This window comes from Nonomuraea sp. NPDC050310 (assembly GCF_040655795.1).
Taxonomy (GTDB): domain Bacteria; phylum Actinomycetota; class Actinomycetes; order Streptosporangiales; family Streptosporangiaceae; genus Nonomuraea.
The window spans coordinates 81478-96127 of the sequence record NZ_JBFAKP010000016.1 but is presented as its reverse complement, the minus strand read 5'-3'; the positions used below and the strand labels follow the sequence as shown (position 1 = coordinate 96127).

14 protein-coding genes are annotated in these 14650 nt (G+C 71.7%); 6 read left to right on the top strand and 8 right to left on the bottom strand.

Annotation, left to right across the window (positions count from 1 at the left end):
* The first annotated feature begins 34 nt into the window (after positions 1-34).
* Positions 35-610 carry a TetR/AcrR family transcriptional regulator gene (locus tag AB0I67_RS30175; protein WP_357930155.1) on the top strand — a complete coding sequence of 192 codons (576 nt, stop codon included), beginning with the start codon at positions 35-37 and terminating at the stop codon, positions 608-610.
* Between the two features lie 62 nt (positions 611-672).
* Here the strand turns inward: AB0I67_RS30175 and AB0I67_RS30170 are convergent, their stop codons facing one another.
* Both AB0I67_RS30170 and AB0I67_RS30165 read right to left on the bottom strand, forming a co-directional pair.
* Entirely contained in the window at positions 673-1632 is a 960-nt protein-coding gene (locus tag AB0I67_RS30170) for a phosphotransferase family protein (RefSeq protein ID WP_357930152.1), read from the bottom strand.
* On the bottom strand, positions 1629-2807 hold the full coding sequence (locus AB0I67_RS30165; RefSeq protein ID WP_357930149.1) for an acyl-CoA dehydrogenase family protein: 1179 nt from the start codon (positions 2805-2807) through the stop codon (positions 1629-1631). Before AB0I67_RS30165 ends, AB0I67_RS30170 begins: the two co-directional genes overlap by 4 nt.
* A gap of 58 nt (positions 2808-2865) precedes the next feature.
* Between AB0I67_RS30165 and AB0I67_RS30160 the strand changes: the two genes are divergently transcribed.
* The gene (locus AB0I67_RS30160; RefSeq protein ID WP_357930146.1) at positions 2866-3198 is read left to right on the top strand and encodes a DUF6285 domain-containing protein; all 333 of its coding nucleotides are present in this window, start codon (positions 2866-2868) and stop codon (positions 3196-3198) included.
* Between the two features lie 34 nt (positions 3199-3232).
* Here the strand turns inward: AB0I67_RS30160 and mctP (AB0I67_RS30155) are convergent, their stop codons facing one another.
* The 5 genes from mctP (AB0I67_RS30155) to AB0I67_RS30135 form a co-directional block, all read right to left on the bottom strand.
* Entirely contained in the window at positions 3233-4882 is a 1650-nt protein-coding gene (gene mctP / locus AB0I67_RS30155; RefSeq protein WP_357930143.1) for a monocarboxylate uptake permease MctP, read from the bottom strand.
* Positions 4879-5079, bottom strand: coding sequence for a DUF3311 domain-containing protein (locus tag AB0I67_RS30150; protein WP_357930140.1), 201 nt, complete (start codon positions 5077-5079; stop codon positions 4879-4881). The genes mctP (AB0I67_RS30155) and AB0I67_RS30150 overlap by 4 nt, the downstream gene beginning before the upstream one ends.
* Before the next feature lie 132 nt (positions 5080-5211).
* Positions 5212-6837 carry a monocarboxylate uptake permease MctP gene (gene mctP, locus AB0I67_RS30145; RefSeq protein WP_357930138.1) on the bottom strand — a complete coding sequence of 542 codons (1626 nt, stop codon included), beginning with the start codon at positions 6835-6837 and terminating at the stop codon, positions 5212-5214.
* Positions 6834-7040 (bottom strand): DUF3311 domain-containing protein, encoded by a 207-nt coding sequence (locus tag AB0I67_RS30140; RefSeq protein WP_357930135.1) that lies wholly within the window; start codon positions 7038-7040, stop codon positions 6834-6836. Before AB0I67_RS30140 ends, mctP (AB0I67_RS30145) begins: the two co-directional genes overlap by 4 nt.
* A 128-nt stretch (positions 7041-7168) precedes the next feature.
* The gene (locus AB0I67_RS30135) at positions 7169-8734 is read right to left on the bottom strand and encodes a CocE/NonD family hydrolase (RefSeq protein ID WP_357930132.1); all 1566 of its coding nucleotides are present in this window, start codon (positions 8732-8734) and stop codon (positions 7169-7171) included.
* A 123-nt stretch (positions 8735-8857) separates the two neighbouring features.
* Here AB0I67_RS30135 and AB0I67_RS30130 point away from each other — a divergent pair, with 123 nt between their 5' ends.
* Together AB0I67_RS30130 and AB0I67_RS30125 are read left to right on the top strand one after the other, a co-directional pair.
* Complete coding sequence (locus tag AB0I67_RS30130) at positions 8858-9622, top strand: SGNH/GDSL hydrolase family protein (RefSeq protein ID WP_357930129.1); 765 nt, start codon at positions 8858-8860, stop codon at positions 9620-9622.
* Positions 9623-9819: 197 nt separating this feature from the next.
* Positions 9820-11949 (top strand): anthranilate synthase component I, encoded by a 2130-nt coding sequence (locus tag AB0I67_RS30125; protein ID WP_357930126.1) that lies wholly within the window; start codon positions 9820-9822, stop codon positions 11947-11949.
* A gap of 60 nt (positions 11950-12009) precedes the next feature.
* On the opposite strand, the gene AB0I67_RS30120 is transcribed toward AB0I67_RS30125, so the two are convergent.
* On the bottom strand, positions 12010-12873 hold the full coding sequence (locus AB0I67_RS30120; protein WP_357930124.1) for a RimK family alpha-L-glutamate ligase: 864 nt from the start codon (positions 12871-12873) through the stop codon (positions 12010-12012).
* 157 nt (positions 12874-13030) lie between these two features.
* On the opposite strand from AB0I67_RS30120, the gene pip reads away from it, so the two are divergent.
* Both pip and AB0I67_RS30110 read left to right on the top strand, forming a co-directional pair.
* Entirely contained in the window at positions 13031-13993 is a 963-nt protein-coding gene (pip, locus tag AB0I67_RS30115) for a prolyl aminopeptidase (protein ID WP_357930121.1), read from the top strand.
* Positions 13994-14036: 43 nt separating this feature from the next.
* Entirely contained in the window at positions 14037-14561 is a 525-nt protein-coding gene (locus tag AB0I67_RS30110; protein ID WP_357930118.1) for a hypothetical protein, read from the top strand.
* Positions 14562-14650 lie beyond the last annotated feature (89 nt).

Here is a 14650-nt window from a genome sequence, read left to right as displayed (position 1 = left end):
TTCGAATCTACGTCCGCCTCGTTATCCTGACCAGATGATCAGCGGACGCAGCCCCGACCGGCGCAGATCCCTGCTGGACGCGGCCGACCGGGTCATCCTGCGCGACGGGCACGAGGTCTCCATGGCGGCCATCGCCGCCGAGGCGGGGATCACCAAGCCGATCCTCTACCGGCACTTCGGCGACAAGAGCGGCCTGTACGAGGCGCTCGCCGACCGGCACGTCCGGACCGTCCTGGGGCTGCTGCGGCCCGAGCTCGCCCGGCCCGGTTCGTCGTTGCGCGAGCGGACCCGCGAGGCGATCGGCGTCTACCTCGGGCTGATCTCGGCCAACCACACGCTCTACCGCTTCCTGTTCCACCGGGCCGGCGCGGAGGACCCGCGGACCCGCTCGCACATGAGCGCCCTGGTCCGCGGGCTCGGCGAGGAGCTGGCCGCGCTGCTGGCCGCCGAGGGGGTGGTGGCCGATCCGGTGCGGGCGCAGGTGCTCGGGCACGCCTTCGTCGGCATGGTGCAGACGACCGGCGACTGGTGGCTCGACCACCAGGAGGTCGAGCGGACCGCGGTCGCCGAGGCCCTGTCCGCCGCGATCGCCGCCGCCCTGCCCGCCTGATCCCGGCCCGCTTGACCCCTGCCCGCCTGATCCTGGCCCGCCTGATCCCGGCCCGCACGAGCTCAGGACAGCAGGTCCCACTCCGTCTCGCAGACCCGGCGGCCGATCGCGGCCAGCTCCACCGAGGGGCTCGCGCCGCTCAGGTGCCGCATCGCCTGCATGACGCAGATGATCCCCCACTTCAGCGTGCCGAAGCGCTCCCACCAGGCCAGCGCCGCGCGGTCCACCGGGCCGCCTCCGGCCCGCTCGTAGGCGGCGACCAGCTCGTCGTAGCCGCCGAACCCGCCCACCGGCGGGCCGGCCCCGAACCGCCACGCCTTCACGCACAACCAGCCCAGGTCCTCCAGCGGGTCGCCGGGGTGGGCCAGCTCCCAGTCCAGGACCGCGCGCAGGCCCTCCGGGCCGACGATCAGGTTGCCGTTGCGGAAGTCGCCGTGCACCAGCGTCGTGCGGCCCCGCGGCGGCCGGGTCTCGGCCAGGCGGCGGAAGGCCAGCTCGAAGGCGGGATGCGGCTGGCCGGTCAGGTCGAGCACGTCGCGCCACTGCCGCAGCGGGTCGTCCTGCTCCATCGCGGGCGCGCTCTCCGGCGGCATGCGGTGGATCGCGGCCAGCACCTGGCCGCACTGGGCGGCCAGCACCTTCCGTGCGGGGGCGTAGGCCTCCTCGCGCAGGATCCTCCGGGGGATGGTCTCGCCCTCCACCCGCTCCATCAGGATGTACGGCCGGCCGCCCTGCGGGGTGGCGCCGGTGGCGTGCACGCGGGGCACGGGGACTCCGGTGGCGGCGGCGGTGCGCAGGAGGGTCGCCTCGGCGAACAGGTCGGCGCCCGGCCCGAGGGTGAGCGCGGGGGTGTCCAGCCGCAGGACGAGCTCGTGGCGGGTCCCGGACGGCTCGGCGACGTCCAGCGCCCAGGTCTCCCGGGAGGCGCCGCCGGACAGCTGGACGGCCCGCTCGACGGTGGCCGAGCCGCCGAAGACCTCGCCGGCCACCGCCTCGACGACTGACTCCGCGACCGCGCTCACCCGGCGAACTCCCAGCTCCCGCCCGCCGCGTAGGCGCCCAGCAGGCGCCGCCCGACCGAGTCCACGTGCACCTCGTCCGGCCCGTCGTAGATGCGGCCGGCCCGGGCGTGCCGGTACATCCGGTCCAGGGGCGTGTCGGGCGTCAGGCCCGCCGCGCCGTACACCTGGATGGCCCGGTCGATGACGTTGTGCAGCATCCGCGCCCCGACGACCTTGATCGCGCCGATCTCGACCCGCGCGTCGGAGCCGGCGTCGATGGCGTGCGCGGCCTGCAGCGTGAGCAGCCGCGCGGCCTGGATCTCGGTGTAGGAGTCGAAGACGTGCTGGCGCATGAGCTGCTTGGCGCCGAGCGGCTGGCCGAAGGCGGTGCGGTCGTGCAGCCGGCGGCACATCAGGTCGAAGGCCCGCTGGGCCTGCCCGAGCCAGCGCATGCAGTGGAAGATGCGCCCGGGCCCGAGCCGCCGCTGGGCGATGACGAAGCCCTCCCCGCGCGGGCCGAGCAGGTTGCCGGCCGGCACCCGCACGTCCTCGTAACGCACCTCGCAGTGCCCGCCGGACAGCCCGAGCACCGGCGTCTCGCGCACGATGCGGTAGCCGGGGGTGTCGGTCGGCACGAGGATCATCGAGAAGGAGCGGTGGGGCGGCGCGTCCTGCTCGGTGCGGCACATGACCGTCGTGTACGCGGCCCGCGAGGCGCCGGTGGTGAACCACTTGTGCCCGTTGATCACCCATTCGTCCCCGTCGAGGACCGCCTCGGTGCGGAGCTGGGTGGGGTCGCTGCTGGAGACGGCCGGTTCGGTCATCGCGAAGCTGGGCCAGATGTCGCCGCGCACCAGCGGCCCCAGGTAGCGCTCGCGCTGCTCGGCCGAGGCGTGCTCGTGCAGCATCAGCGAGTCCTGGAGGGTGAAGGTGCCCAGGGCGAGCTGGCCGTACTCGCTGCGGCCCTGCACCTCGTTGACGTAGACGTAGTCGAGGAAGCCCAGCCCGCCGCCGCCCAGCTCGCGAGGGTGGCCGAGGGCCCACAGGCCCTCCTTCTTGGCCGCCTCCTGCAGCTCGCGCAGCGTGTCGGCGTCGGCGGCGTGCAGGGCGGGTTCGGCGGGTTCGACGCGTTCGGTCACGAAGCCCAGCACCGCCTCGCGGACGGGCCGGACACGGTCGGGGACGGAGAAGCTCATGTGCGGATCTCACGCCAGATCCGTTGCGAGGTCAACGGGAATTGGAACAATCTTCGGTATGACGCCTCACGACGCCCCCACCGCCGCCGAGCTCGTGGCCGCGGTGCGCGACTTCCTCGGCAGCGACGTCCTGCCCGCCGTCGAGGGCCGGGTGCGCTTCCACACCCGGGTCGCGATCAACGTGCTCGCCATGGTCGAGCGCGAGCTGCTGCTGGGCCCGGAACAGGCGGCCGAGCACGCCGTCCGGCTGGCCGCGCTGGGCGTGGCCGACGACGCCGGGCTGGCCGCCGCGATCCGCTCCGGCGAGCTCGACGGTCCCGAGGTCACCGAGCTGGTACGGCGGGCGGTCCGGGCCAAGCTGGAGGTCGCCAACCCCGGCTACCTGGCCTGACCGCCTGCCGTACCGGCTGAGGACCAGGGGTCAGTCAGCTCGTCGCCTTCGGGTGCGGCCGGCCCTCGGAGCTCGGAGCCGACAGGTCGAGGTCCTTGACCCGCGGGTCGCCCTCGTCGGCGAAGTACTCGTCGCGCTTGGTGGCGTCGACGCCGTCGGCCACGTTGAGCGCGCGCAGCACCACGGTGACCAGCGCGGCCACGATCAGGTTGACGGCGAGCGCCAGGATGCCGGCGTAGACCGTCGTCTTGGTGTCGAAGCCGAGGGTGCCCAGCGAGAAGGCCGAGCCGCCGAAGTGCTGCTTGCCGCTGGCCGGGTTCGGGATCGTGTAGAGCATCCACAGGCCGGAGCCGAGCCCGAGCGCCCAGCCGGCCAGCAGGCCGCCCTTGTGGAACCAGCGGGTGTAGAGCCCGAGCGCCACGGCCGGGAGCGTCTGGAGCATGATGACGCCGCCGATGAGCTGCAGGTCGATGGAGAACTGCGGGTCGAGCAGGAGGATGCACAGCACCGCGCCGACTTTGACCACCAGCGACACCAGCTTGGAGACCTTGGCCTCCTGGGCGTCGGTGGCGTCCTTGTTGAGGTACTCGCGGTAGATGTTGCGGGTGAACAGGTTGGCCGCCGCGATCGACATGATCGCCGCGGGCACGAGCGCGCCGATGCCGATGGCGGCGAAGGCCACGCCGGCGAACCAGTCGGGGAACATCTGGTCGAACAGGTTCGGGACGATGGTGTTGCCGACCGGCTTGCCGTCCACGACCGTCGGCTTGACCCCGGCCGCGATGGCCATGTAGCCGAGCAGCGCGATCAGGCCGAGCAGCAGGCTGTAGGCGGGCAGCGCGGACATGTTCCGCTTGATCACGTTGCGGTTCTTGGCCGCCAGCACACCGGTGAGGCTGTGCGGGTAGAGGAAGAGCGCCAGTGCCGAGCCGAAGGCCAGGGTGATGTACTGGAGCTGGTTGCCGGCGTTGAGCAGGATGCCGTCACCGGGCGCGGGGGAGGCCTCGAACTTCTTGGCCGCGGCGCCGAAGATCTCGCCCCAGCCGCCCAGCTTGATCGGGATGTAGATCACCGCGACCAGGATCACGATGTAGATCAGGCTGTCCTTGACGAAGGCGATGAGCGCCGGGGCGCGCAGGCCCGACTGGTAGGTGTAGGCGGCCAGGATGGCGAAGGCGATGATGATCGGCAGGTGGCTCCAGAAGCCGGTGCCGGTCAGGCCCATCGACTGCAGCACGGCCTCGATGCCGACGAGCTGCAGCGCGATGTAGGGCATCGTCGCGATCAGGCCGGTGATCGCGATCACCAGGGCCAGCAGCGGCGAGCCGAAGCGGGCGCGCACGAAGTCGGCCGGGGTCACGAAGCCGTGCACGTGCGAGACCGACCACAGGCGGGTCAGCACCACGAACACCATCGGGTAGATCACGACCGTGTACGGCACGGCGTAGAAGCCGAGCGCGCCCGCGCCGAAGACCAGGGCCGGGACGGCGACGAAGGTGTAGGCGGTGTAGAGGTCGCCGCCCACCAGGAACCAGGTGATCCACGAGCCGAAGTTGCGCCCGCCCAGGCCCCACTCGTTGAGGCTCTCGATGTTCTCGGGCTTGCGCCAGCGCGCCGCCACGAAGCCCATGCCGCTCACCACCGCGAACAGCAGCACGAAGATGACGAGCTCGGTGCTGATCATTTGGTCTTCCTGTAGACGATCGTGGTGACGGTCACGCCGAGGGCGATGAAGGCGAGCTGCAGCCAGTAGAAGAGCGGGAAGCCGAACAGGCGGGGCTCGTCGGCGTTGAACAGGAACGTCAGCAGCGGGACCACGATCGGCAGGAACAACAGCCAGTTCCATGGACTGCGATCGGTCCGGGTTTCCCGGGGGGTCATCGAGTCTCCGAAAGACGGGGGCAGGGGCCCGGTGCAGGGCCCCTGCCAGGGGGGATCGTTCGGAGCAGAGTAACGTTCGGGAGATTTAATCCCTAGTGTCGGGAATATTACGGTTTGGACTAATTTGTCCCATCAGGTGGAACCGGACAGGTCGAGATCCTTGATCCGCGGGTCGCCCTCGTCGGCGGTGTAGTGGTCGGGCCGCGTGCCGTCCGGCCCGTCCGGGACCTTCAACGCGCGCGCCAGCCAGGTGCCCAGCACGGCCACGACCAGGTTGACGATGATCGCCAGGAAGCCGGCGTAGATCGTCATCTTGGTGTCGAGGCCCAGCTTCTCCAGCGGGAAGGCCGAGCCGCCGAAGTGCGCGTGGTCGATGGCCGGGTTGGAGATGTTGTAGAGCAGCACCATGCCCGTGCCCATGCCGGCCACCCACCCGGCGATCAGCCCGGCCTTGTGGAACCAGCGGGTGAACAGGCCGATCGCCACGCTCGGCAGCGTCTGCAGGATGATCACGCCGCCGATGAGCTGCAGGTCGATGGAGAACTGCGGGTCGATCAGCAGGATGAACAGGACCGCGCCCACCTTGACCACCAGCGAGGTGATCTTGCTGACGTTCGCCTCCTGGGCGTCGGTGGCGTCCTTGTTCAGGTACTCCCGGTAGATGTTGCGGGTGAACAGGTTGGCCGCCGCGATCGACATGATCGCCGCGGGCACCAGCGCGCCGATGCCGACCGCGGCGAAGGCCACGCCGGCGAACCAGTCGGGGAAGACCGCGTCGAACAGGTTCGGCACCACCGTGTTGGTCAGCGGCTTGCCGTTCTCGCCCACACTCGGCTTGACCCCGGCCGCGATGGCCATGTAGCCGAGCAGCGCGATCAGGCCCAGCAGCAGGCTGTAGGCGGGCAGCGCCGACATGTTCCGCTTGATCACGTTGCGGTTCTTGGCCGCGAGCACGCCGGTGATGCTGTGCGGGTACAGGAACAGCGCCAGGGCCGAGCCCAGCGCGAGGGTGATGTAGTTGAGCTGGTTGCCGGCGTTGAGCAGGATGCCGTCGCCGGGCGCGGGCGAGGCGGCGAACTTCTCCTGCGCCCGGCCGAAGATGACGTCCCAGCCGCCGAGCCGCGCCGGGATGTAGATCACCGCGACCAGGATCACGATGTAGATCAGCACGTCCTTGACGAAGGCGATCAGCGCCGGGGCGCGCAGGCCCGACTGGTAGGTGTAGGCGGCCAGGATCACGAAGGCGATGATCAGCGGCAGGTCGCTGAGGAAGCCCGCGCCCTGCACGCCCATCGTGGTCAGCACCGCCTCGATGCCGACGAGCTGGAGCGCGATGTAGGGCATCGTCGCCACGATCCCGGTGATCGCCACCAGCAGCGCCAGCGTCGGCGAGCCGAAGCGCACCCGCACGAAGTCGGCCGGCGTGACCAGGCTGTGCACGTGCGAGACCGACCAGAGCCGGATCAGCACCAGGAACACCAGCGGGTAGACGATCACCGTGTACGGCACGGCGAAGAACCCGGTGGCGCCCGCCCCGAACAGCAGCGCCGGCACGGCGACGAAGGTGTAGGCGGTGTAGAGGTCGCCGCCGACCAGGAACCAGGTGATCCACGAGCCGAAGTTGCGCCCGCCCAGGCCCCACTCGTTGAGGCTGGCCAGGTCGGCGGGCCTGCGCCAGCGCGCGGCCACGAAGCCCATGGCGCTGACCAGCACGAACAGCGCGGTGAAGATGACGATCTCGACGATGTGCTCGCTCATCGCGTCATCCGGTAGACGAGGGTGGTCGAGACCACGCCCAGCAGGATGAAGGCGAGCTGGAGCCAGTAGAACAGCGGGAAGCCCAGGAGGCGGGGCTCGTCCGCGTTGTACAGGAACGGCAGCAGGGGGACGGCGATCGGCAGGAGAAGCAGCCAGTTCCACGGGCTGCGGTCGCTCCTGACCGGTGGTTTCTCACTGGTCATGCGCACTCCTCACGGCGGGCCGGACCTGGCCACTGTAGGGACGCGCACGTTTCGGACGGGTCACCGATCGCCGAACGGTCTACTCTCCGCGGCGAACGGCGTCAGGGTCTGCGGTCAACGGTCGCGGCTCACCCCACGACCGGCAGCAGGAGCGCCGACGGGTGCTCCGGCGAGCGCGAGATCTCCACGTCGGCCGGGACCATCCCCTCCGACGACCAGCCGCCGGTGCCGAAGTTGCGGGCGATGGTGGGATAGGCCCCGCCGGCCACGTGCACCCGCAGCCGGTGGCCGCGCCGGAACCGGTGCCCGATCGGCCACAGCTCCACCTCGACCCGCCGCCAGCCGTCGGCGTCGGCCGGTTCGGCCGGGGTCAGCCGGCGCACGCCCTCGCACACGTTCAGCGAGGCGCCGTCCGGCTGCACGTCGCACAGCCGCACCACCAGGTCCACGTACGGCGTGCTCGACCGCACCCACACCTGCGCGCTCACCGGCCCGATCGCCTCCAGGTCGGCGCGCAGCGCCCGGCTGCTGTAGACCAGCACGTCCCGCCGCGCCTCCAGCCGCCGCTGGTCGCGCGGGAGCGAGGCGACCAGCAGCACCGGCCCGCCGATCACCGGCGTCGGGTGCGCCGGATGGTAGCGGTAGCGGTCGGTCCCGTCCTGCTGCGGCGCCTCAGGGCCCAGCCCGAACCCCTCCCGCAGGTGCCAGCGCTCGGCCCGCATGCCCGGCACCGGCCAGTCGGGGTAGTCGCGCCACTCGCCCGCGCCGGTGATGTGCAGCCGCACCGGCTGCTCCCGCAGCCCGGACGGGTCGCCCAGCAGATGGGCGCGGAACCAGGCCAGCGCGTCGAGCATCGACACCCGGCCGTGCCGCATGTCCACGTGGTACCACGGGCCGATGGTGAGCTGCGGCCGGTGCCCGGCCGCCCGCAGCGCCAGGTAGTCGCGCAACTGCCAGGGGATGAACACGTCGTACCACCCGCCGACCAGGGTGACCGGCGCGCTCACCTCGCCCACCCGCGCGGAGAAGTCCCGCTTGTCCCAGTACGGCACGGCCGGGTCGGCGTGATGGCCGAGCAGGTCACGGTAGAACGCCAGTGGCTGCCCCGCCGAGACCAGGTCGAGCTCCTCCACCGGCCGGCCCGACAGCACCGCGCGCCGGGCCAGCCGCGGCGCGGTGAAGATCGCCGTCGCGCCGAACCGGCGGGCCATCGCGTTGGTCAGCGTGGTCCAGCTCAGCGTCGACTCCAGCGCGAAGGCCCCGCCCAGGTAGGCGGCGTCGCGGAACTGCGAGGCGCTGATCTGCACCGCCATCGCCTTCAGCTCCGGGCCGGCGTAGGGCGCGATGGCCCACTGGGTGTAGCCGAGGTAGGAGGGGCCGAAGGTGGCGAAGGCTCCGCCGTACCAGCTCTGCCGGCGCAGCCACTCGACGGTGGCCAGCCCGTCGTCGTGCTCGTCGCCCAGCGGGTCGAGCCGGCCGCCTGAGCCGAAGCTGCCCCGGCAGCTCTGCATCACGACCTGGAAGCCGTTGCGGGCGAAGCCGCGGCCGAAGGCCCAGCCGAACGCGCCTCGCCTGCCGTACGGGGAGCGGATGAGGATCACCGGCGCGCGCTCGGCGCCGACCGGCACGTAGCGGTCGGCCAGCAGGGTGACGCCGTCGGGCATCGGCACCGGCAGGTCTCGATGGACTCGCACACGGTAACGCATTCCCTACAGGTAACAGATCGCGCCGAAGGCCCGATAGGCCGGGGTCCCCGGACGTCTGGGCGCTTTATTACGGTCGCGTAGGGTGTGGCCTCCTTGGCAAACTATCCGGTCATGGGACGAATCACCTCTTACATCGCCCTAGGGGACAGCTTCACCGAAGGGCTCGACGACGGCGGGCCCGACCGCTTCCGCGGCTGGGCCGACCGGCTCGCCGAGCACATCGAGGCGGCGCAACCGGGCCTGCGCTACGCCAACCTCGCCGTCCGCGGCAAGCTCATCGAGGAGATCGTGCGCGAGCAGGTGCCGCCCGCGGTCACCGCCGGCGCCGACCTGGTCTCGCTCTGCGCGGGCGGCAACGACATCATCCGGCCGGGCGTCCGGGTGGAACAGGTCGCCCGATGGCTGGAGCAGGGCGTCGCCGCCCTGCGCGAGGCCGGCTCGCAGGTGCTGCTGTTCACCGGCTTCGACCTGCGGCACGTGCCGGTCATGCGGCTCGCGCACAGCAAGATCGAGCTGTACAACCTGCACATCCACGACATCGCCCGGCGCTACGACACCCTGCTGGTCGACCTGTGGCCGATGACCGTCTTCCGCGACCAGCGCGCCTGGAGCGAGGACCGGCTGCACCTCAGCCCCGACGGCCACCGCCGCGTCGCCCTGCGCGCCGCCGAGGTCGTGGGCCTGGAGGTGGCGGAGGACTGGCGGCTGCCCTACCCCTACCTGCCGCCCCGCCAGTGGACGCACGCCCGCCGCGCCGACCTGGAGTGGGCCCGCATGCACCTGACCCCGTGGATCACCCGCCGGCTCAACGGCCGCTCCTCGGGCGACGGCGTCGACCCCAAACGTCCCGAGCTGTCGCCGATCTCCGGCGGATGACGCCCCGGCCCCGGCGTAGCCTCGTTGCGGGCGGGGCGCCGCCGGGGCTAGTCTTGGCGCATGCGAATCCGACCGCAGAGTCAGTGGTGGCGCCGCTCCTAGGCGGCGCGAGACATTCGCATTCACGACGGACGGCCGCCCCGGATGGCGGCCTTTCCTGTGCCTGCCCCCGGGGCTTTATCGGTGAATAGGGGCAGATGGTGGAGACGAGCGGATATACCACCGCCGGGGGCGTGCGGGTCGAACGCCAGGCGCGTGAGGTCCCGGAGGCGGCGCTCGAGGAGATCGTGACCGCGCTGGGGACGCGGCGCGGCGGGGCGTTCTCCTCGGGCATGGACTACCCGGGCCGCTACAGCCGCTGGGCCTTCGGCTACGTCGACCCCTGCCTGGAGCTGGTGGCCAAGGGCCGGCGCATCCACGCCAGGGCGCTCAACGAGCGCGGCAAGGTGGTGCTCCCGGTGGTGGCCTCCTGCCTGCTGGCCGCCGGCAAGCCGGTCTCGGAGCCCACCGACACCTTCGTCGAGGTGCACGTGCCGGAGTCGGAGGAGCTGCTGCCCGAGGAGATGCGCAGCCGCCGCCCGACCGTCTTCAGCGCGTTGCGCGAGGTGCTGGCCGCCTTCAAGGGCGACGACCCGCACCTCGGGCTCTACGGCGCCTTCGGCTACGACCTGGCCTTCCAGTTCGAGCCGATCCGGCACGAGCTGGAGCGCCCCGCCGACCAGCGCGACCTGGTGCTCCACCTGCCCGACCGGCTGGTCGTCATCGACCGCCAGCGCGAGACCAGCGTCGAGTACCGCTACGAGTTCACCGTCGACGGCCGCGCCACCAGCGGCCTGCCCCGCGACGGCGACAGCGCCGAGCCCGTCGTGCCCGCCGAGGTCCCGCCGAACCCGGTGCGCGGCACCTACGCCACCGTCGTGGCCGCGGCCAAGGAGAAGTTCAAGCGCGGCGACCTGTTCGAGGTCGTCCCCGGCCAGGTCTTCCACGGCCTCTGCGCCGACCCGTCGGCCTTCTACCGCTCGCTGCGCGTCTCCAACCCGGCGCCCTACGAGTTCATCATCTCGCTGGGCGAGGGCGAGCACCTCGTCGGCGCCTCGCCCGAGATGTACGTCCGCGTCAGCGGCGACCGCGTCGAGACCTGCCCCATCTCCGGCACCATCGCCCGTGGCAGCAACCCGGTCGAGGACGCCGAGGCCATCCGCACCCTCCTGTCCAGCGTGAAGGAGGAGTCGGAGCTGACCATGTGCACCGACGTGGACCGCAACGACAAGTCGCGCATCTGCGTCCCCGGCAGCGTCCAGGTCATCGGCCGCCGCCAGATCGAGCTCTACTCCCGGCTGATCCACACCGTCGACCACATCGAGGGCCGGCTGCGCCCCGAGTTCGACGCCCTCGACGCCTTCCTCACCCACATGTGGGCGGTCACCGTCACCGGCGCGCCCAAGACCTGGGCCATGCAGTTCATCGAGGACCACGAGGAGACCACCCGCCGCTGGTACGGCGGAGCCATCGGCTTCATCGGCTTCGACGGCTCCATGAACACCGGCCTGACCCTGCGCACCGCCCAGATCAAGGACGGCGTGGCCACCGTACGCGCCGGGGCGACGCTGCTGTTCGACTCCGACCCCGAGGCCGAGGAGCGCGAGACCGAGCTCAAGGCCAGCGCCCTGCTGGCCGCGCTCGAAGCGGTCAACCACCCGGCCGCCGTCGCCGAGCCGGTCGTCGCCGAGCGGCCGGGGCTCGGCATGAAGGTGCTGCTCGTCGACCACGAGGACTCCTTCGTCAACACGCTGGCCGACTACTTCCGCCAGCAGGGCGCCGAGGTCACCACGCTGCGGCACGGCTTCCCGCCCGACCTGCTCGACTCCCTCGCGCCCGACCTGGTGGTCCTGTCGCCCGGCCCCGGCTGGCCGACCGACTTCGGCATGGCCGCGCTGATCGACGAGGTCTACCGGCGCGAGCTGCCCGTCTTCGGCGTCTGCCTCGGCCTGCAGGCCATGGTCGAGCACGCCGGCGGCACGCTCGACCTGCTCGACTACCCCGAGCACGGCAAGCGCGGCCAGGTCTCCCGGCTGGGCGACTCGGCGCTGCTCGACGGCCTGCCCGCCGAGTTCGTCGCCGCCCGCTACCACTCCGTGCACGCCAAGGAGCACGGCGTGCGGGGCTTCACCCCCACCGCCTTCACCCCGGACGGGAACGTCATGGCCATCGAGGACGCCGCCAACCGGCGCTTCGGCGTGCAGTTCCACCCCGAGTCCATCCTCACCGCCGAGGGCGGCGCGGGCGCCAAGATCATCGCCAACGTGCTGCGGCTGACCCGCCGCTGAACGCGGACCGGCCCGGTCCCGCCTGAGCGGTGACCGGGCCGGCCCGAGCTGCGGCGCGGCTCAGCCGAGCAGCACCGCGGCCCGCTCCTCGACCATGTCGAGGATCAGCTCGCACACCGGCACCCCGGTCGCCTGCTCGGTGGCCACCAGGCCGGGCGAGCAGTTGACCTCCAGCACCAGCGGCCCCTCGGCGGCGCGGATGACGTCCACGCCGGCCACGTCCAGCCCGAGGGTGGCCGCGGCCAGCACGGCCAGGTCCACCTCGGCGTCGGTGGGCTCGACCGGGACCGCGGTCGCGCCCTGGGCCACGTTGCTGCGCCACTCACCGGCCGCGGCGCGGCGCTGCATGCACGCCACCACCCGGCCGCCGACGACGACCAGCCGCAGGCTGGCCCACGCTTCCGGCACCATGCGCTGGGCCACGCCCAGCCACTGGCCGGCCAGGGCCTTCTCGACCAGCAGCGCGCCCAGCGCCGCGGCCTCGTCGGCCTTGACCACCCCGCCGCCGCCCAGCCCGGCGTCGGGTTTGAGGACGAGCGGGAAGCCGAGCAGCGCACCCAGCTCGGCGGGATCGGCGAAAGGCGTGATCACACAGGTCTGCGGGTGAGGCAGGCCGTGCTCGGTGAAGATCGCCGCCTGGCGCGCCTTGCTGACGGCGCTCTCCACGGCGGCGGCGGGGTTGACCACCGGGATGCCCCGGCGTTCGAGCTGGCGTTGCAGGTAGAGCAGGTGGACCAGGTCGCCTTCGGTGCCCAGGATCCTGCTGTAGACGACGTCGGGGGTGGTGGCGGGGGTGGCGCCGACCTGGGTGATCGTGGCGGGGTCGCCGACGATCTGCACGTCCCAGCCGCGGGTGCGGGCGGTCTGGGCGATCCGGCTGGCGGTGGCGCTGAGCCGGGTTCTGCTGACAAGTGCGAGACGCATCACGTGCTTTCGCGACAAAGGGGTGTGGAGGGAAACATCCCAGCCCAGCGGGCATTTTCGCGGGTGGGAGCGCTCACTGTATCGGAGATCACCGCAAAGCGCGCGACCCTCGTGGCGAGGTCCGGAGGGTGGGCAAGCGGTGGCATATTACTTCTCCATGAGAACGCTCTACCCACCGATCGAACCCCATGACGCCGGCCTGCTCCAGACCGGCGACGGCAACGAGATCTACTGGGAGGTGTGCGGCAATCCCGAGGGCAAGCCGGTCGTGATGGTGCACGGCGGGCCGGGCGGCGGCTGCGGCCCCGGCCACCGCCGGCAGTTCGACCCGGAGCGCTACCGGATCATCCTGTTCGACCAGCGCAACTGCGGCCGCAGCCGGCCGCACGCCAGCGACCCGGCGGTCTCGCTGGAGCACAACACCACCTGGAACCTGGTCGCCGACATGGAGTCGCTCCGCGAGGAGCTCGAGGTCGAGCGCTGGCAGGTCTTCGGCGGCTCCTGGGGCAGCGCGCTCTCCCTCGCCTACGCCCAGACCCACCCGGACCGCGTCACCGAGCTGGTGCTGCGCGGCATCTTCATGCTGCGCCCGTTCGAGCTGCACTGGTTCTACGAGGAGGGCGCCTCGCTGGTCTACCCGGACCTGTGGGAGCGCTACCTGGAGCCGATCCCGGAGGAGGAGCGGCACGACCTGCTGTCGGCCTTCCACCGCCGGCTCAACGACCCCGACCCCGCGGTACGGCTGCCCGCCGCCCGGGCGTGGAGCGTGTGGGAGGGCTCGACGATCACCCTGGTGCCCGACCCCGACCTCATCGCCACCTACCAGGACGACGACTACGCCGTCTCCTTCGCGCGCATCGAGAACCACTACTTCGTCAACGGCGGCTTCTTCGAGGACGAGCAGCTCCTGCGCGACATCGACAAGATCCGGCACATCCCCGCCGTGATCGTCCAGGGCCGCTACGACATGTGCACCCCGGTGGCCACCGCCTGGGACCTGCACCGGGCCTGGCCGGAGGCGGAGTTCCACCTCATCGCCGACGCCGGGCACGCCTACGTCGAGCCGGGGATCACCGACGCCCTGGTCACCGCGACCGACCGGTTCGCCGGCAAGGAGTGACTCGCAAGTCGTTTCCAAGCCGAACGTCCCACTATTAGCCGTTATGACGGAGATTGTGGACGCGTTCCAGCCCGCTCCCCGGCCGGGACACGACCCCGGCCGGGCCGGCAAGGTCATCCTCGTGCTGCTCTGGGTGGTGCTCGTCGTCGCGCCGCTCGTGCTCGGCTGGAGCGAACTGCAGCTCGCCCGCGGGCTCACCGGCACGCCCGGCACCCTCACCGTGCTGTCCTGCCAGGCCCTGGGGCAGGGACGCTACGACTGCAAGGGCTCCTTCCAGCCTGCCGGGGGCGGTCCCGCCGTGGCGGTGGACGCCTCCCCGGACAGCGAGGCGGGCGAGAGCTTCCCCGCCCAGCTCGCGCCCGAGGGCGACCGGGCCGTCAAGGCCGGGGTTGCCGGGGTGCTCGGCGCGCTCACCGTGCCGGCCACCGGGGTGCTGTGCGGGGGCTTCCTGCCGTACGTGCTGGCCTACTGGCTCGGCTCGCGGCGGCGGCGCGCGTGGGCGGCCTTCGGCTGGGTGGTGACCGTGGCGGGCGGGCTCCTCGTCATCGCCGGGCTGGCCTCGGTCTGACCGGCCCCGCACCCGCCGCGTGACCGAAAGGTACGGCATGCTCCGCCGTACCCCAAGATCGGCCCGAACGCAGATCGGGACAGTCCGGG